Source organism: Streptomyces sp. NPDC054961 (assembly GCF_053609145.1).
Genome location: NZ_JBSGWY010000013.1, coordinates 118,102 through 135,614, shown reverse-complemented (window position 1 = coordinate 135,614; position 17,513 = coordinate 118,102). Strand labels below are relative to the sequence as shown.

Annotated in this window: 13 protein-coding genes; 3 read left to right on the top strand and 10 right to left on the bottom strand. The window is 72.6% G+C overall.

What is annotated here, in order from left to right; translation table 11 throughout:
• Positions 1-149: 149 nt before the first annotated feature.
• The 3 genes from ACWF9Z_RS15130 to ACWF9Z_RS15120 form a co-directional block, all read right to left on the bottom strand.
• Positions 150-1,595 carry an aldehyde dehydrogenase family protein gene (locus ACWF9Z_RS15130; protein WP_453602120.1) on the bottom strand — a complete coding sequence of 482 codons (1,446 nt, stop codon included), beginning with the start codon at positions 1,593-1,595 and terminating at the stop codon, positions 150-152.
• A gap of 217 nt (positions 1,596-1,812) precedes the next feature.
• On the bottom strand, positions 1,813-3,390 hold the full coding sequence (locus ACWF9Z_RS15125) for a PucR family transcriptional regulator (protein WP_453602118.1): 1,578 nt from the start codon (positions 3,388-3,390) through the stop codon (positions 1,813-1,815).
• Positions 3,391-3,614: 224 nt separating this feature from the next.
• Positions 3,615-6,077, bottom strand: coding sequence for an ATP/GTP-binding protein (locus tag ACWF9Z_RS15120; protein ID WP_453602115.1), 2,463 nt, complete (start codon positions 6,075-6,077; stop codon positions 3,615-3,617).
• Between the two features lie 241 nt (positions 6,078-6,318).
• On the opposite strand from ACWF9Z_RS15120, the gene gabT reads away from it, so the two are divergent.
• The 3 genes from gabT (at position 6,319) to ACWF9Z_RS15105 (ending at position 9,138) form a co-directional block, all read left to right on the top strand.
• The gene (gabT, locus tag ACWF9Z_RS15115) at positions 6,319-7,653 is read left to right on the top strand and encodes a 4-aminobutyrate--2-oxoglutarate transaminase (RefSeq protein WP_453602112.1); all 1,335 of its coding nucleotides are present in this window, start codon (positions 6,319-6,321) and stop codon (positions 7,651-7,653) included.
• A gap of 165 nt (positions 7,654-7,818) precedes the next feature.
• On the top strand, positions 7,819-8,598 hold the full coding sequence (locus ACWF9Z_RS15110) for a phosphatase PAP2 family protein (RefSeq protein WP_453602109.1): 780 nt from the start codon (positions 7,819-7,821) through the stop codon (positions 8,596-8,598).
• A 48-nt stretch (positions 8,599-8,646) separates the two neighbouring features.
• A complete protein-coding gene (locus tag ACWF9Z_RS15105; RefSeq protein ID WP_453602106.1) occupies positions 8,647-9,138 on the top strand; it encodes a hypothetical protein in 492 nt (163 codons plus the stop codon).
• A gap of 161 nt (positions 9,139-9,299) precedes the next feature.
• Here the strand turns inward: ACWF9Z_RS15105 and ACWF9Z_RS15100 are convergent, their stop codons facing one another.
• The 7 genes from ACWF9Z_RS15100 to ACWF9Z_RS15070 form a co-directional block, all read right to left on the bottom strand.
• Positions 9,300-11,135 carry a chitinase gene (locus ACWF9Z_RS15100; protein WP_453602103.1) on the bottom strand — a complete coding sequence of 612 codons (1,836 nt, stop codon included), beginning with the start codon at positions 11,133-11,135 and terminating at the stop codon, positions 9,300-9,302.
• An 86-nt stretch (positions 11,136-11,221) separates the two neighbouring features.
• Positions 11,222-11,686: a hypothetical protein gene (locus ACWF9Z_RS15095; protein ID WP_453602100.1), complete on the bottom strand. Its 465-nt coding sequence runs from the start codon at positions 11,684-11,686 to the stop codon at positions 11,222-11,224.
• Between the two features lie 151 nt (positions 11,687-11,837).
• On the bottom strand, positions 11,838-13,256 hold the full coding sequence (locus tag ACWF9Z_RS15090; RefSeq protein ID WP_453602097.1) for an NAD(P)/FAD-dependent oxidoreductase: 1,419 nt from the start codon (positions 13,254-13,256) through the stop codon (positions 11,838-11,840).
• 32 nt (positions 13,257-13,288) lie between these two features.
• Positions 13,289-14,095 carry an ABC transporter permease gene (locus ACWF9Z_RS15085; protein WP_356653296.1) on the bottom strand — a complete coding sequence of 269 codons (807 nt, stop codon included), beginning with the start codon at positions 14,093-14,095 and terminating at the stop codon, positions 13,289-13,291.
• Positions 14,095-15,036, bottom strand: a complete 942-nt coding sequence (locus ACWF9Z_RS15080; protein ID WP_453602094.1) for an ABC transporter permease — start codon at positions 15,034-15,036, stop codon at positions 14,095-14,097. Before ACWF9Z_RS15080 ends, ACWF9Z_RS15085 begins: the two co-directional genes overlap by 1 nt.
• Positions 15,033-16,184: an ABC transporter ATP-binding protein gene (locus ACWF9Z_RS15075; RefSeq protein WP_453602091.1), complete on the bottom strand. Its 1,152-nt coding sequence runs from the start codon at positions 16,182-16,184 to the stop codon at positions 15,033-15,035. The genes ACWF9Z_RS15080 and ACWF9Z_RS15075 overlap by 4 nt, the downstream gene beginning before the upstream one ends.
• A gap of 73 nt (positions 16,185-16,257) precedes the next feature.
• A complete protein-coding gene (locus ACWF9Z_RS15070; protein ID WP_453602088.1) occupies positions 16,258-17,508 on the bottom strand; it encodes an ABC transporter substrate-binding protein in 1,251 nt (416 codons plus the stop codon).
• Between the last annotated feature and the right edge of the window lie 5 nt (positions 17,509-17,513).

Genomic DNA, 17,513 nt, shown 5'->3' with positions numbered 1-17,513 from the left:
GAGTGTATACTAGGCAGCGGGCCAACCCGGGGGCGCCTCGCTGAGAGCACCCCGGGGCGGGGGGGGGGGGGGGGGGGGGGGGGGGGGCGGGCCGGCGCCCCCCCCCCCCCCGGGCCCCCCCCCCCTCGGCTCCATGGCCTGCGAGTCGGTCAGATGTCGAGGCCGCTGAGGACCATGACCCGCTCGTAGGTGTAGTCGTCCATCGCGTAGCGCACGCCCTCGCGGCCCACACCGGACTGCTTGACACCGCCGTACGGCATCTGGTCGGCACGGTAGGACGGGACGTCGCCGACGATCACGCCGCCGACCTCGAGCTCGCGGTGGGCGCGGAACGCGGTCTGGATGTTCCGCGTGAAGACGCCCGCCTGCAGACCGAACTTCGAGTCGTTGACGGCGGCGAAGGCCTCGTCGGTGTTCTCGACCCGGCGCAGGGTGAGGACCGGTCCGAAGACCTCCTCGGTGGCGAGGCTGACGCCGTCGGGCACCTCGGCGACGACGGTGGGCTCGTACGAGGCACCCTCGCGCTTGCCGCCCGTGAGCAGCTTGGCTCCGGCGGCCACGGCCTCGTCGACCCAGGACTCGACGCGCTTCGCGGCGTCCTCGGAGACGAGGGGGCCGACGTCGGTGGCGGAGTCGTTCGGGTCGCCGGTGACCTGCTCGCGGACCTTGGTGACGACCTTCTCGACGAGGCGGTCGTAGACGGTCGCGTCGGCGATCACGCGCTGCACGCCGATGCAGGACTGGCCGGCCTGGTAGTTCGAGAAGGTCGCGATGCGCGTCGCGGCCCAGTCGAGGTCGGCCTCCGAGGACCAGTCCTCCAGGACCACGGCCGCGGCGTTGCCGCCGAGCTCCAGGGTGCAGTGCTTGTGGGGCACGGCCTGCTGGATGGCGTAGCCGACCTTGTCCGAACCGGTGAAGGAGATGACGGGCAGGCGCTCGTCCTTGACCAGCTCCGGCATCTTGTCGTTGGCGACGGGGAGCACGGACCAGGAACCGGCCGGCAGGTCGGTCTCGGCCAGCAGCTCACCGATGATCAGACCGGAGAGCGGGGTGGCCGGGGCCGGCTTCAGGATGATCGGCGCGCCGACGGCGATGGCGGGGGCCACCTTGTGGGCGCACAGGTTCAGCGGGAAGTTGAACGGCGCGATGCCGAGGACCGGGCCCTTGACGAAGCGGCGGGTCAGGGCGAGGCGGCCGACGCCGCCGGCGTCGGTGTCCAGGCGCTGGGCCTCTCCGCCGTTGAAGCGGCGGGCCTCTTCGGCGGCGAAGCGGAACACGGACACCGCACGGCCGACCTCACCGCGGGCCCACTTGACCGGCTTGCCGTTCTCGGCGGAGATCAGCAGGGCGATCTCCTCGGTGCGCTCGACGAGCCGCCGGGAGACGTGGGCCAGGGCCTCGGCCCGTACGTGGGCGGGGGTGGCCGAGAACTCCGCCGTCACGGCGTGCGCGGCGGCCACGGCCTCTTCGACCTGGGCGTCGGTGGGGACGCTCACGGTACCGACGAGGCGGCCGTCCCACGGGGAGTGGACGTCGAAGCTGTCGTCGCCGGTGGCCTGGCGGCCGGCGAGCCAGAAGGCGTGGGTGGAAGTCATGCGGATCCCGGCCCTTCGGAGTGTGTGCGGTGGGTCCTTGTCACCTCCACCGTAGGACTCCGCCGGGGATTCGGCGTTTGTCCGGCATGGAGTACGTGCTCCGCGCGGCGCGCCGCTTTGTCAGTGTCGGGCCGGGCGCCGCACCGTCGGGGAGGGTCGCCGAAGGGGCGCCGGCCGCCCGGAGGGCGGGGCCGGCGGCGTCCCGGACGAACGCGTTTCAGGGGGCCGAGGTGGCCTTGAGGGCCAGCCAGAGCTCCATGCGGACGTCCGGGTCGTCCAGGGAGCGCCCGAGGATCTCCTCGACGCGCCGCATCCGGTAGCGCAGCGTGTGGCGGTGGACGCCGAGGTCGGCGGCCGCCGCGTCCCACTGGCCGTGCCGGGAGAGCCACGCCTGGAGCGAGGCCACCAGGTCGCCCCGGCCCTTCTCGTCGTGGTCGCGCAGCGCCCGCAGCGTGCCGTCCGCGAAGGCCCGTACCGCGTCGTCGGCCAGCAGCGGCAGGACGGAGCCCGCCGCCAGGTCCTCGTGCTCGGCCATCGGGCGGCCTCGCCGCCGGGCCACGACCAGGGCCTGGTCGGCCTGCTTGAAGGCGGCCGCCACCCCGGAGGCCACCGCGGGCGCCGACAGGCCCAGGACCAGCTCGTCGGGCTCCGGCTGCGCCGCGTCCCGGCCGCGCCGCGATTCCAGTGCCTCCGCGTGTTCGGAGCACGCCCGCACCGCCGAGCCCCCGTCGGCCGCCAGCACGACGAGGCGGCCCGGTTCCGGCACCACCAGCAGGGTCTCCCCGGTGCGCGCCGCGGCCGATTCCACCGCGTCGGCCAGCAGGGCCAGGCCCTGCGGCTGCGCGGTGCCCGCCAGTGCGGGCTCCGCCACCAGGATCCGGAAGGGGGCGTCCAGCAGGGCCCCGTAGAGATCCCCTGCGACGCTCTGCGCGTGCTCGGCCTGCCCGGCCAGCAGCATGCGGAGCACGGCCGCGCCGAGCCGGGACTCCGCGTCGTTCAGGGAGCGGGAACGTTCCGTGGTGAGGGTGAGCAGCGCCACCGCCGAGTGGACCGCGTACCGCTCGGCCGTGCCGAGGGGCGCTCCCGTGCCGACGGCGAGGGCGCCGCGGGCGCGGCGCCCGGTACCCAGGGACTGCAGTTCGACCCGGTCCTCCGAGCCGCCGACGACGGCGCTGGCCGGGGCGGGCCGCTCCCGCAGCCGCTCCACGTCCGGGGTCAGCCTGGCCGCCCGGCGCGCCGCCCAGTCGGGCGCGGCGGCGACGACCGCGCCCGAGGTGTCGTACAGGGCGGCCCAGCCGTGCACGTGCGCCGCGAGCTTGGTCAGCAGCTCGCCGGGGCCGTCGGCGGACAGCGCGGCCCGCGTGAGCTCGCGCTGCGCCTCGAAGCCGGCGGTCACGGCCCGGTACTGGTCGGCGGCGAGCGCGGCGGAGACGGCCTTGCTGATGGCGAGGAACGGGGTCCGCCGGGGCACCTCCAGCAGCGGCAGGTCCTCCGCGCGGGCCGCCTCGACCAGGGCCTCGGGCACGGCGTCGTAGTTGACGCCGATGGCGAAGCCGATGCCGACGACCCCGGCCGCCGCGAGCCTGCGCACGTAGCGGCGCATCTCCTCGGGGTCCTCCGCGTCCAGCTTCATCGCGGTGATGAGGAGCAGCTCGCCGCCCTCCATGTAGGGGACGGGATCGGCGAGCTCGCTGACGTGGGCCCAGCGCACCGGGGTGTCGAGGCGGCTCTCCCCGGCCCGGACGCCGAGCTTGAGCGCCGAGTGCTGGACGAGTGAGGCGAGGGTGAGCGGCATGGGTACCGGGGGCCTTAGCGGGAGGAGGGGCGGCGGCGAGATGGCGGCGGCGGGGCGTCGGCGAGGCCGCGAGGCGTCGGCGGAGGAGGACCCTCGCCGTGGGAGGCCACTGCGGATTTCGCCGTGTCGTACGAAGAGCTCCCCTTGATTCTGCCACCCCGTACGGGTCGGCTCAGCTCGGCCCGGCGGGACGGCCGCGGCCCCCTCGGGCCGGGCCCGTCGGCTCAGCCCGTCCCGCCGAGCCGTACCAGCAGCGGGGCGGCCCGCTCGCCGCGGACGGAGGTGAGGGAGAGGACGGCGTGGCCGGGGGGCACAGTGTTGGCCAGGGCGGAGGCCGACCAGCGCTCGCGTTCCACCTGCCGCACGGTGACCGCGTCCGTGGTGACCGCCTTGCCGGTGACCATCTTGCGCAGCGTGTGCAGGAACCGGGTCATGGGCCGCTCGGCGTAGACCGTCCGGCTCGTGACGTCCCGCGTCTCGACCAGTTCGGTGCCCCAGGCGTCGGCGAACCACTTGCCGTCCCAGGTGGTCACGCCGGAGAAGGCCACCCGGCAGCCGACGGCCCCGAGCAGCGGGGTGCGCAGCGGTTCCGGTACGTCGTCCAGGGTGCGCAGCGCGAGCAGGACCCCCGCGTTCGCCGAGCGGAGCCGCTGCACCCCGCGCACGGCCTCGGGCGTGAGGGTCCGCGAGGCGTCGTCGAAGGCGAGGAAGGCGAAGAGCGAGCGGTCGGCGCGCGCCGCGACCGAGGCGTTGAACTGGGCGAGCAGCAGCCGGGCCAGCAGCCGGGAGGCGTCGGCGTGGCCGCGCTCGGGGAGGTCCACGCGGACCCGGATGGGGTGTTCGAGGGCGCGCGGGGAGAAGGGCCGCCCGGCGCCGGTGGTGTCGAAGAACCCGTGGAAGGCGGGCCGGTCGAGGAGCGCGACGCGGTCGGCCAGGACGGGGCCGGGGTCGCCGTGGATCCCCTGCTGCCGGGTCCGGGCGTCGAGCTCGCGCAGCATGGCCTGACGGCCCGCGTTCTCCAGCGCCTGGCGCAGCGCGCCGAGGGCGGACGGCAGTCCGTCGAGGAGTTCGCGCAGTTCGGGCACGGTGGGGAAGCGGCCGTGGGCGGCCCGGAAGGGGCCGATCAGCTGGGCGAGGGCGGTCGCGCAGCGGCGTACGTCCAGGCCGGGCACATCGCCCACGAAGGCCTCGGCGAGGAGGGAGGCCGCCTCGTCGGGGTCGGTGGCGCCGCCGTAGAGGTCGAGGTCGTGGACGGACGCCGGGTCGCCGGGGCGCACGACGATGTCGTAGGCCTCGTCGGGTCCGAGCGGCGCGCCGGCCGCGGCGACGACGATGACGGCGGCCTCGCCGGCGAGCGCCTGGAGCATCAGCGACTCGACGACGGGCCGGACCAGGCGGCCGGTCTTGCCCGCTCCCGAGGGCCCGACGGCGAGCATCGAGGTGCCGAGCACCCCCGGGTCCAGGGCCAGCCCGGTCCCGCGGCGCTCGTGGGGGTTGGGCTCGGCGTCGGTGACCGCGCCGAGGCGGACCTGGGAGACGGTGAGGTCGTGGTGGGCGGCGCGGACGGGCAGGTCGCGGGCTCCGGAGGGGTGGCCGCAGGCGGCGGCGCCCTTGTCCCGTACGGCCTGGACGAAGGCGGTGCGGCGGGCGGGGTCCGCCAGGACGGAGTCCCAGGCCCGCCGGATGCGCACGTGGTCGACGTCGTTCATGCGCCCGGCGGCGGCCTCGGCGGCCAGCCGGTCGGCGGATTCCCCCAGCCCGGCGGCGCGCAGCTGCGGCCAGCCGGCGGGGTCCTCGGGGCCGGCCGGGCCTGCCGGGCCGGCCGGAGTGCCCGGGAGCGGGACGGCCGGGCCGGCGCCGGTGGGCGCGCCCGTGCCCGTGAGGGCTCCGTGGACCAGCCCGGCCCAGTCGCCGAGCCGCCCGAAGAAGAGGATGACGGGGAGGTAGATCACCGCGTAGAGGAGATAGGTGACGGCGGAACTGGCCGCCCCGCCCAGTTCCGCGTACGGCAGGTGGGCGAAGGCGAGCGGGTAGGCCGGCAGGGTCTCGCTCACGATGAGCAGGGTCAGCACCAGGGCGCCGATCAGCGCGCCGAGCGCGCGGTACCAGGGCCCGCGGGCGACGACCAGCCGGTCGAAGGCGGTGCGCCAGCCGCCGACCTGCGCGAACGCGTAGACCATCCCGAGGGTGACCAGCAGCTCGTAGAGCTCGGTCGCGGCCAGGCCCCGGTGGTCCACGGGCTCCCGCCGCAGCCCGTGGGTCCACCAGTCCTCGGGGGTGAAGAGGTCGAGCGGCACTCCGGCGAAGGGCAGCGACCCGGCCACGAAGAGCCGCCAGAGCACGAAGCAGAGGACGAGGGAGATCCCGACCCGCTTGAGGAGGGAGGCGTCGGTCACCTCGGGCCGGGGCGCGGGGGGGACGTGGGCGTGGCGCCAGACGCCGGGACCCGCGGCGGGGCGCGGAACGCGCAGCCAGTCCACGAGCGTGACCCCCGCGGCCGGCGCCGTCGCCGCCGCCGTCCCCGGACGGGGAGCCGCGCCGGCGCCCGCGGGCGGCGCGTGCGCGGGCATCGGCGGGAGGGCCGGCGGCATGCGGGGAGGGGCCGGCGGTCCCGCCGGCCGGGGGACGTGCCCGGTGGTGCGCGGAGCCCGCTTCTCGTGCGTGCCGTGCGTGCCGTCGGTGTCCATGAAACCCCTGCCCCCTGCCCGTTACCGCACTGTGCTGCGCGCCCAATCTAGTGGTCGGCGCCGCCCCGCGACCCGAACCCGGTCATGATCCACACGACACGTGCGGATTCCTTCCTATGGCCGTCACGGACAAGGACACGCGGGCACCACTCCCGAACGGAGCATGCAGGACCGGGCCCCCCGGGCCTAGCCTGCGGACAAAGACACAAGTGCGTCCGAAAACACCCCCCAGGAGCCCCCTATGACCGCTGTCCCGCAGGAGCGCCGCATCGTCACCGCGATCCCCGGCCCCAAGTCGCAGGAGCTGCAGGCCCGCCGCCTGTCGACGGTGGCCGGCGGCGTGGGCTCCGTGCTCCCCGTCTTCACGGCCCGCGCGGGCGGCGGCATCGTCGAGGACGTCGACGGCAACCGCATGATCGACTTCGGCTCGGGCATCGCCGTGACCTCCGTCGGCGCCTCCGCCGAGGCCGTCGTGCGCCGCGCCTCCGCGCAGCTCGCCGACTTCACCCACACCTGCTTCATGGTGACCCCCTACGAGGGCTACGTGGAGGTCTGCGAGGCCCTCGCCGAGCTCACCCCGGGTGACCACGCGAAGAAGTCGGCCCTGTTCAACTCCGGCGCCGAGGCCGTCGAGAACGCCGTCAAGATCGCGCGGTCGTACACCAAGCGCCAGGCCGTCGTCGTCTTCGACCACGGCTACCACGGCCGTACGAACCTCACGATGGCGCTGACCTCGAAGAACATGCCGTACAAGCAGGGCTTCGGACCGTTCGCCCCCGAGGTCTACCGCGTCCCGGTCGCCTACGGCTACCGCTGGCCCACCGGCGCCGAGAACTGCGGCCCCGAGGCCGCCGCCCAGGCGATCGACCAGATCTCCAAGCAGATCGGCGCCGACAACGTCGCCGCGATCATCATCGAGCCGGTCCTCGGCGAGGGCGGCTTCATCGAGCCGGCCAAGGGCTTCCTGCCGGCGCTCGTGAAGTTCGCCAACGACAACGGCATCGTCTTCGTCGCCGACGAGATCCAGTCCGGCTTCTGCCGCACCGGCCAGTGGTTCGCGTGCGAGGACGAGGGCATCGTCCCCGACCTGATCACGACCGCCAAGGGCATCGCGGGCGGTCTGCCGCTCGCCGCCGTGACCGGCCGCGCCGAGATGATGGACTCCGTCCACGGCGGCGGGCTGGGCGGCACCTACGGCGGCAACCCGGTGGCCTGCGCCGGCGCGCTCGGCTCCATCGAGACCATGAAGGAGCTCGACCTCAACGCCGCGGCGAAGAAGATCGAGTCGGTCATGAAGGCCCGCCTGACGGCCATGCAGGAGAAGTACGAGATCATCGGCGACATCCGCGGCCGCGGCGCCATGATCGCGATCGAGCTCGTGAAGGACCCGGCCTCCAAGACCCCGAACCCGGAGGCCGCCGGCGCGCTCGCCAAGGCCTGCCACGCCGAGGGCGTGCTCGTCCTCACCTGTGGCACCTACGGCAACGTGCTCCGCTTCCTCCCGCCGCTCGTCATTGGCGAGGACCTGCTCAACGAGGGTCTGGACGTCATCGAGGCCGCGTTCGCGGCCCTCTGATCGAACGTCTGACACGCGCGGTAGAACGTACGGGCAGAATGCTCGATCAGGCCCCGGCCACTACCGGCGGTAACGGTCGGACCCTGTGAAGAACGTGTGGGGGGCCGATGGCGGGAGCGTTTTCCTGCTGTCGGTCCCCCTGTCGCTGCCGTACGGTTTCTGCAGATGAGTGAGACACCCCGCTCCCGGGAAACCGGGGGCGACACCAGTACCGGGCTTCCCCAGCGCCGCACTGGGCATGCGTTCGCGCACACTCCTCACCGATCGGACAGCCGTACGCCCCAAACCCCCCGGGGCGCACGGCAACCCGGTCCGGGCGGCCGTCCCGGAACCACCCCCCCTGTTCCGGGACGGCCGGCCACTCTCCTCGCCGCGCTCTGCGCCCTCTGCGCCGCGCTCTTCGCCCTGATCACCTGGCAGGTCCTCGCGTCGGGTCCCCTGCTGACCCCCGACGCCGGCCTCAGCCGCGCCGTGGTGCGCACCGTCCCGGACGCGGTCACCCAACGCCTCTCCGACCTCGGCAACATCCCGGTCGCCGTGCCCGTCCTGGTCCTCGCGATCGCCTACGCGGCCCGGCGCGGCGACCGCCGCGGCGCCGTGGCCGCCGCGCTGGCCATGGCCCTCGTACCGGCCCTGGTCGTCCCGCTGAAGGAGTGGACCGCCCGCCCGGGCCCCCTGGAGCCCTGGGCCTCCGGCTACTTCCCCTCGGGCCACACCGCCACCGCGTACGTGGCCTACGGAGCCGCGGCCCTGCTGGTGCGCCCCCACACCCGGCGCCCCTGGCCCCTGCTCGTCGCCGCCGTCCTCACCGCCCTGACGGCCACGGGGCTGATCCTGCGCGGCTACCACTGGCCACTGGACGTCCTGGCCAGCCTCCTGATGTGCACGCCGCTCCTGCTGGGCGTCCGCCGGTGGGCCGCACGGCCTGTCGGACCCTCCGCCTAGGATTCTGCCGATCTTGGGATTCTTTCTCCAACGAAGGGCGGGGGCGCCATGGGTGCCAGTGGCTGGGACTACGTGACGACGTATGAGGGGGACGTGCAGGCCTCCCTGGACGCCCTGCACGCGCGGGTGTTCGTCGAGGAGTTCGGCGAGACCGGCGACTACCCGGACCTGGCCGCCCTGTGGGCGGACGGCGAGTTCATGGGCACGGGCGGCACGCACACGATCCTCGACGTCCCGGTGGCCACCACCGGCTCCGGGGGTGACCCGGAGGGCACCTTGCGGCCGCTGTCCGCCGAGCGCCTGCTGCACCACTTCGGTGACCGGCGGCCGACGGTCGGCCGGTTCGAGGAGCTGGTGGCCGCGGCCGGGCGGGCGATGAGCCACGAGGAGTACGAACAGAGCCTGCTGGGTGAGGAGTTCCCGCACTGGGGCGGCCTGTACGTGCTCCTGTACGGGGAAGAAGGGACCGGGGCCGAGGGACCCGGCGCCGAGGGAGCCGAGCCCACCCACGTGGGCTTCCTCGGCTGCTCCGGTGACTAGGCCGTCCCTTCCGGATCTTGTCGGCCGAGCCCGCGGTGTCCGGGCCGGACCGCGGTCCCCGGGGGGCGCGGTCCGGCCGTGACGGTTCCCGGGGACGGGGCGGACGCGGCGGCAGGGGCAGGGGCGGACGCGGTGGCGGTGACGGGGGCGGACCCGGCCCGTCAGCCGCCGAAGTAGGCGTCGAAGTTCTTCGAGAACTCCCAGCCGCCGAAGCGGTCCCAGTTGACCGACCACGTCATCAGGCCGCGCAGCGCGGGCCAGGTGCCGTGGGTCTGGTAGGAGCCGCAGCCGGTGTGCTTCGTCAGGCAGTCCAGCGCCTTGGTCACTTCCGCCGGGGACGTGTGCCCGTTGCCCGCGTTGGTGGTGGCCGGGAGGCCGATGGCGACCTGTTCCGGGCGCAGCGGCGGGAAGACGCGGGAGGTGTTCCCCGCGACGGGGAAGCCGGTGAGCAGCATGTCGGTCATGGCGATGTGGAAGTCGGCGCCGCCCATGGAGTGGTACTGGTTGTCGATGCCCATGATCGAGCCCGAGTTGTAGTCCTGGACGTGGAGCAGGGTGAGGTCGTCGCGCAGGGCGTGGATGACCGGGAGGTAGGCGCCCGCTCGCGGGTCCTGGCCGCCCCAGGGGCCGGAGCCGTAGTACTGGTAGCCGAGCTGGACGAAGAAGGTCTCGGGGGCCATGGTCAGGACGAAGTCCGGTCCGTACCTGGCCTTGAGGGTCTTGACGGCGGAGATCAGGTTGACGATCACCGGGGTGGTGGGGGCCCGGAAGTCGGTGTCCCCCGTCGCCAGCGAGAGGGAGTGGCCTTCGAAGTCGATGTCGAGGCCGTTGAGCCCGTACTCGTCGATGATCCTGCTGACGGAGGAGACGAAGGTGTCACGGGCGGCCGTGGTGCCCAGCTGGACCTGTCCGTTCTGGCCGCCGATGGAGATCAGGACCTTCTTGCCCGCGGCCTGCTTGGCCTTGACGGCCGCCTTGAACTCCGCGGCCGATTCGACGTTCGGGCATTCGCTCACCGGGCAGAGCTGGAAGCGGATGTCGCCCGAGGTCACCGAAGTCGGTTCGCCGAAGGCCAGGTTGATGACGTCCCACGAGGCGGGCACGTCGGCCATCCGGACGTAGCCGGAGCCGTTGGCGAAGCTGGTGTGCAGGTAGCCGACGAGGGCGTGCGCGGGCAGCCCGGGGTTGCCCGGGTCGCCGCCGCCCGGCGTGGTCACCGCGACGGCGGTGCCCTTCGGGGATTCGCCGGCCGCGTTGACCGCGCTGACCTGGAAGGAGTAGGCGGTGGAGGCGGTGAGGCCGGTGACGGTCGCCGAAGTGCCGGTGACGGACGTCGGGTTGGAGCCGTCGCGGTAGACCTTGTACGAGGTGGCGCCGGCCGCCGCCGTCCAGCTCAGGCCGACGGAGGCCGGGGAGGCCGCCGAGGCCGTCAGGCCGGTGGGGGCGGCCGGGGGCTGGGGCTGACCGGGGCCGGAGCCGCCGGGGTCGGGGCCGACGAGGGTGACGTCGTCGGTGAAGTGCGGCGGCTGGCCGTACCAGCCCTGGGTGTACACGGTCACCGACGTGGTGCCCGGTCCGGTACGGAAGCTCGTGCTCAGCTGCTTCCAGGCGCCCGGGGTCTGGGTCCAGGTCTGCACGTCCGTGGTCCCGGTGCCGGTGGCGCCGAGGTAGACGTACGCGCCCTGCACCCAGGCCGTCAGCGCGTAGGCGGAGTCGGGCTTGACGGTGACGGTCTGGGAGCAGCGGGCGTTGTCCTGCCCGGCCGGGGTGCCCTTGAGGGCGGAACTCCCCGCGTGGGCCGGGGTGCTGACGACGGATCCGCCGGCGGCCGAGCAGCTCCAGCCGTCGAGCCCGGCTTCGAAGCCGCCGTTGCGGACGAGGTCGGCGTCCGCCGCCGCGGCGGACGGGCCGGTGGCGAGGAGGCCGGCCGCCGCGAGGGCGGCGGCGGTGAGGAGGGACAGGGCCGTTCTTCTGACGGCGCCTCTTGGTGCGCGCACAACTGCCTCCGGTGCATGGGGGGATGGAGCCAGGCCACAGGTGGTGGAGGGGGGCGCGCCCAACATGGTCCAGACCAATCCCCTTGTCAAGACTTCCCGCCCCTCCGGCCCAGGGCGCGCGCCGCCGCCTCGTGCATCGCGAGCTCCAGCAGCACCGGATCGGTGAGCGTGCCCCGCCCGTCGGGGACCACCAGCCAGCGCACCCCGCCCGTGGCCCGGCCGGGATAGGGGACCACGATCCAGGTCCCGCGCCCGGCTCCCCGGACGCCCGTCCCGATCCAGCGGGAGGCCGTGCCCGGGGGGACGAAGAAGCCCAGCCGGGTGTCGTCGAAATCGGCGAGCACCGGGCCGGGCAGGTCCGTCAGGAGGCCGAGCACACCGAGGGCGGTCTGCCCCAGGTCGCCCGGCAGGATCAGTACGTCCCAGCGCCGGCCGGCGGGCAGCAGGGCGACCCCGAGGGGGTTGCGCTCCCACTCCCGCCGGCAGGCCTGCGGATCGGGTGCCGCCGAGACCAGCCATTGCACGGCCGCTTCGTCCCCGGGGATCGCCATCGCCCGGCCTCCGTTCTCTCTGTGCGCGGTGAAGGGTTCTCCACAGCAGAGAGCGGGGCCGGGCTCGGGTATGACGCGGGTTGCGTTACTCCATGGCAGTGAACCGGGTCACAGGGTCAGGCGGCGGAGGCGGCCGCGACGCCGCCCGGCGTCAGCTGTCGAAGCCGAGGCCGAGGCGGTCCAGCGCCTTGAGCCACAGGTTCCGGTGCCCGCCCGTGCGGTCCGCCCGTGCCAGGGACCACTTGGTGAGCGTGATCCCGGTCCAGGCGAAGGGCTCCGGCGGGAAGGGCATCGGCTTGGAGCGGACCATCTCCAGCTCCGTGCGCTCGGTCCGCTCCCCCGCCAGGAGGTCCAGCATCACGTCGGCGCCGAAGCGGGTGGCGCCGACGCCGAGCCCGGTGAAGCCGGCCGCGTAGGCCACCTTCCCCTTGTGCGCGGTGCCGAAGAAGGCCGAGAAGCGGGAGCAGGTGTCGATCGCCCCGCCCCAGGCGTGGCTGAATTTCAACCCTTCCAGCTGCGGGAAGCAGGTGAAGAACTGCTCGGCGAGCTTGAGGTAGGTCTCGGGCCGGTGGTCGTGCGCGGGGTCGAGCTTGCCGCCGTACGGGTAGATCGCGTCGTAGCCGCCCCACAGGATCCGCCGGTCGGGGGTGATCCGGAAGTAGTGGAACTGGTTGGCGCTGTCGCCGAGTCCCTGCCGGTTCCTCCAGCCGATCGACTCCAGCTGCTCCTCGGAGAGCCGCTCGGTCATCAGGGCGTAGTCGTAGACCGGGACGGTGAGCGGGCGTACCCGCTTGACCAGCGACGGGAAGATGTTGGTGCCGAGGGCCACCCGGCGGGCGAAGACCCGCCCGTAGGGGGTGCGCACCGCCATCCCGGCCCCCGAGCCCACCAGGTCCAGGCCGCGCGTGTTCTCGTAGACCCGCACGCCGAGGTCCGTGCAGGCCCGCTTCAGGCCCCAGGCGAGCTTCGCCGGGTTGAGCATGGCGACGCCGTCGCGGTCCCAGATCCCGCCGAGGAAGGTCGGGGAGTCGACCTCGGCGCGCAGGGCGTCGCGATCCAGCCATTCGGAGCGCCCCGCGAGGCCCAGCTTCCCGGCCTCCTCGTGGAGCTCGCGCAGCTCTTCGACCTGGTGCGGCTCGGTGGCCACGTCGATCTCGCCGCTGCGCTCGAAGTCGCAGTCGATGCCGTAGCGGGCGACGGCGGCCTCGATGGCGTCGAGGTTGCGGGCGCCGAGCTCCTCCAGCGTGGCCAGCTCGTCGGGCCAGCGGGCCATCCCGTTGGCGAGGCCGTGGGTGAGGGAGGCGGCGCAGAAGCCGCCGTTGCGGCCCGAGGCGGCCCAGCCCACCTCGTGCCCCTCGATCAGTACGACGTCCCGGGCGGGGTCCCGCTCCTTGGCGAGCAGTGCGGTCCACAGACCGCTGTAGCCGCCGCCGATGACGAGCAGGTCGCAGTGCTCGTCCCCGGTGAGGGCGGGCTCGGCGGCGGGCTTGCCGGGGTCGTCCAGCCAGTACGAGACCGGCTTCGCCTCGGAAAGGGATCGTGCAGCGGTGCGCATGGCGTCTGGGGCCATGTCTTCCAACTCCCAACAGGTGCTGCCCCGTGTTACTTGGGCTGTGCTTTCTTGCGGCGGTTGCCGACCATCTGGCCGGCGAGGACCACCAGCACCGCGATGACGAACATCGCCGTACCGATGACGTTGATCTGCACAGGCGTACCGCGCTGGGCCGATCCCCACACGAACATGGGGAAGGTGACGGTGTTGCCCGAGTTGAAGTTGGTGATGATGAAGTCGTCGAACGAGAGCGCGAAGGAGAGCAGCGCGCCCGCCGCGATCCCGGGGGCCGCGATCGGCAGGGTCACCCGCAGGAAGGTCTGCACGGGACCGGCGTAGAGGTCGCGGGCGGCTTCCTCCAGCCGGGGGTCCATGGACAGGACGCGGGCCTTGACGGCGGCGACGACGAAGCTGAGGCAGAACATGACGTGGGCGATCAGGATCGTCCAGAAGCCCAGCTGGACGCCCATGTTGAGGAAGAGGGCGAGCAGCGAGGCGGCCATCACGATCTCGGGCATGGCCATCGGCAGGAAGATCAGCGAGTTGACCGCGCCGCGCCCCCGGAAGCGGTAGCGGACCATCGCGAAGGCGATCGCGGTGCCCAGGACGGTCGCTCCGATGGTGGCCCACAGGGCGATCTGGAGGGAGAGCGAGAGGGAGGCGCACATGTCGGCGACTCCGCACGGGTCCTTCCACGCGTCGAGGGAGAACTCCTGCCAGGCGTAGTTGAAGCGCCCGGCGGGGTTGTTGAAGGAGAAGACCGTGACGACGACGTTCGGCAGGATCAGGTACGCGAGCGTGCCGAGGCCCGCGATCACGACCAGATTGCGGCGCAGCCAGGTGGTGGCGTTCTTCATCAGACCAGGTCCTCCGTCCCCGCTCGGCGGATGTAGATGGTGACCATGACGAGCACGATGGCCATGAGGATGAAGGACAGCGCGGCCGCCGTCGGATAGTCCAGTATGCGCAGGTACTGCGACTGGATGACGTTGCCGATCATCCGGGTGTCCGTGGAGCCGAGCAGCTCGGCGTTGACGTAGTCGCCGCTCGCCGGGATGAAGGTGAGCAGGGTTCCGGAGACCACGCCCGGCATGGACAGCGGGAAGGTCACCTTGCGGAAGACCGTGGCGGGGCGGGCGTACAGGTCCCCGGCCGCCTCGTGGAGGCGGGTGTCGATGCGCTCCAGCGAGGTGTAGAGCGGCAGGATCATGAAGGGGAGGAAGTTGTACGTCAGGCCGCAGACGACCGCGAGCGGCGTGGCGAGGACGCGGTCGCCCTCGGTCATGCCGAGCCAGCTGGTGACGTCCAGGAAGCCGATCGAGTTCAGGACGCCGACCACGGGGCCGCCGTCGGCCAGGATCGTCTTCCAGGCGAGGGTGCGGATCAGGAAGCTGGTGAAGAACGGGGCGATGACCAGCACCAGCAGGAGGTTGCGCCAGCGGCCGGCCTTGAAGGCGATCAGGTAGGCCAGCGGATAGCCCAGCAGCAGGCACAGCGCGGTCGCGGTGCCGGCGTAGAGCAGGGAGCGCAGGAACTGCGGGTAGTAGTCGGTGAAGGCGTCCCAGTAGGTCTGGAAGTGCCAGGTGACCTTGAAGCCCTCTTCGAGGGAGCCGGTCTGCACCGAGGTCGAGGCCTGGTAGATCATCGGCAGCACGAAGAAGACGAACAGCCACAGGATGCCCGGGAGCAGCAGCCAGTACGGGACCAGGCGCTTGCGCAGGGACGGCTTGTGGACCGGGGGCCCGTCGCCGGCCACGGCCCGCGACACCGCGGCGGGGGCGGGGGCGGGGGCGGTCATGCGCCCTCCTCGACCGTCTCGATGCCCGCGTCGATGTCCTGGTCGGCGTCGAGGCCGAAGGTGTGCGCCGGGTTCCAGTGCAGGATCACCTCGGCGCCGGGGACCAGGCGGGCGTCGCGCTCGATGTTCTGGACGTACACCTCCAGCTCGGAGCAGACCGGGCTGTCGATGACGAACTGGGTGGAGACGCCGATGAAGGAGGACTCGGCGATCTTGCCCGCGATCTTGTTGCGGCCGGCCGCTATGGTGTCCGCCTCGTCCGCGTGGACCAGGGAGATCTTCTCCGGGCGCACCCCGACCAGCAGCTTTCCGCCGGCGCGGGGTGCGGTCGAGCACCGCCCGGCCGGGACGCGGAGCTTCGTGCCCGCCGAGCCGACCACGACGTCGGCCGGACCGGCCTCCAGGACCTCGGCCTCGATGAGGTTGGAGGTGCCGAGGAAGTTCGCCACGAACGTCGTCTTCGGGTTCTCGTACAGCTCGGCGGGGGCGCCGAGCTGCTCGACCCGGCCGCCGTTCATCACCGCGACCGTGTCGGCCATGGTCATGGCCTCCTCCTGGTCGTGCGTGACGTGCACGAAGGTGATGCCGACCTCGGTCTGGATCCTCTTCAGCTCCAGCTGCATCTGCCGGCGCAGCTTGAGGTCGAGGGCGCCGAGCGGTTCGTCGAGGAGGAGGACCTGCGGGTGGTTGATGAGCGCGCGGGCCACGGCGACGCGCTGCTGCTGGCCGCCGGAGAGCTGGTGCGGCTTGCGCCCGGCGAACTGGCCGAGCTGGACCAGTTCCAGCATGTCGTCGACCTGCTTCTTGACCGACTTGATGCCGCGGCGGCGCAGCCCGAAGGCGATGTTCTCGCTGACGTCGAGGTGCGGGAAGAGCGCGTAGCTCTGGAAGACCGTGTTGACCGGCCGCTTGTACGGCGGCAGGTGGGTGACCTCGCGGTCGCCGAGGCTCACGGTGCCGGTCGAGGGCTCCTCCAGGCCGGCGATCATGCGCAGGGTGGTGGTCTTCCCGCAGCCGGAGGCGCCGAGCAGGGCGAAGAAGGAACCCTGGGGGATGGTGAGATCCAGCGGCTGCACTGCGGTGAAGGAACCGTAGTGCTTGCTGATCCCGGCGAGTCGGACGTCGCCGCTCGCGGTCTTGTCAGTCATGGGCCTGGGCCTTCGGTGGTGGTGTCGTGGAAGGGGCAGGTGCCGGTGGGGGTGCCGGTGGCGGCGGGATCCCTCAGGCTCCGATGAGCTTGGCGAACTTCTCCTCGTACGCCGTCTCTTCCGCGCTGGTGAGCGAGCGGAAGGCGTGCGACTTGGCGGCCATCTCCTTGTCCGGGACGATCAGGACGTTGTCCGCGAGCGCCGGGTCGATCTTGGCCAGCTCGTCCTTGACGCCCTCGACCGGGCAGACGTAGCTGATGAACGCGGCCAGTTGGGCGGCCACCGCCGGCTCGTAGTAGTAGTCGATGAGCTTCTCCGCGTTGGCCTTGTGCCGGGCCTTCACGGGGACCAGGAGGTTGTCGCTCGAGGTGATGTAGCCGGCCGCCGGGATCGCGTACTGGATGTCCGGGTTGCCGGCCTGGAGCTGGATGACGTCGCCCGCCCAGGCCAGGCAGGCGGCGAGGTCGCCCTTGTCGAGGTCCGCGGTGTAGTCGTTGCCGGTGAAGCGGCGGATCTGCTTCTTGTCGACGCCCTTCTGGAGCCGCCCGATCGCCGCGTCGTAGTCGGCGTCGGTGAAGTTCGCCGGGTCCTTGCCCTGGTCCAGGAGCGTCATCCCGACGCTGTCGCGCATCTCGGTGAGGAAGCCGACGCGGCCCTTGAGGGAGGGGTCGTCGAGCAGCTGCGTGACGGAGTCGACCTTCTTGCCGTCGGTGGCCTTGGTGTTGTAGGCGATGACGGTGTCGATGCCGGTCCACGGGTAGCTGTGCGCGCGGCCCGGATCCCAGTCGGGGTTGCGGAACTGCGGGATCAGATTGGCGTAGGCGTGCGGGAGCCGGGACGCGTCCAGCTTCTGCGCCCAGCCCAGGCGGATGATGCGCGAGGCCAGCCAGTCGGTGACCACGATCAGGTCGCGGCCGGTGTCCTGGCCGGCCGCGAGCTGCGGACGGATCTTGCCGAAGAACTCGACGTTGTCGTTGATGTCCTCGGTGTACTTGACCTTGATCCCGGTCCGCTGGGTGAACTCCTCCAGCGTGGGACGGGACTTCTCGTCCTCGCTGGTGTCCATGTACTCGGTCCAGTTGGAGAAGTTGAGCTCCTTCTCCTGCTCCGAGTGGTCGTCGGAGGCCGTGGCCGCCTCGCCCTCGCGCTTGGCGGGCGGGATGCCGCAGCCGGCGACGGCGGACAGGCCGCCGAGGGTGAGCGCTCCGACTCCGGAGGCGCGCAGCAGCGAACGGCGGGTGAGGGCGCCGCGCCCGCTGTCGATACTGCGTCGCATCGCGGCGAGTTGCGCCGCCGAGAGGCGGTCGGGCTCGAACTGCTCCATGGGAG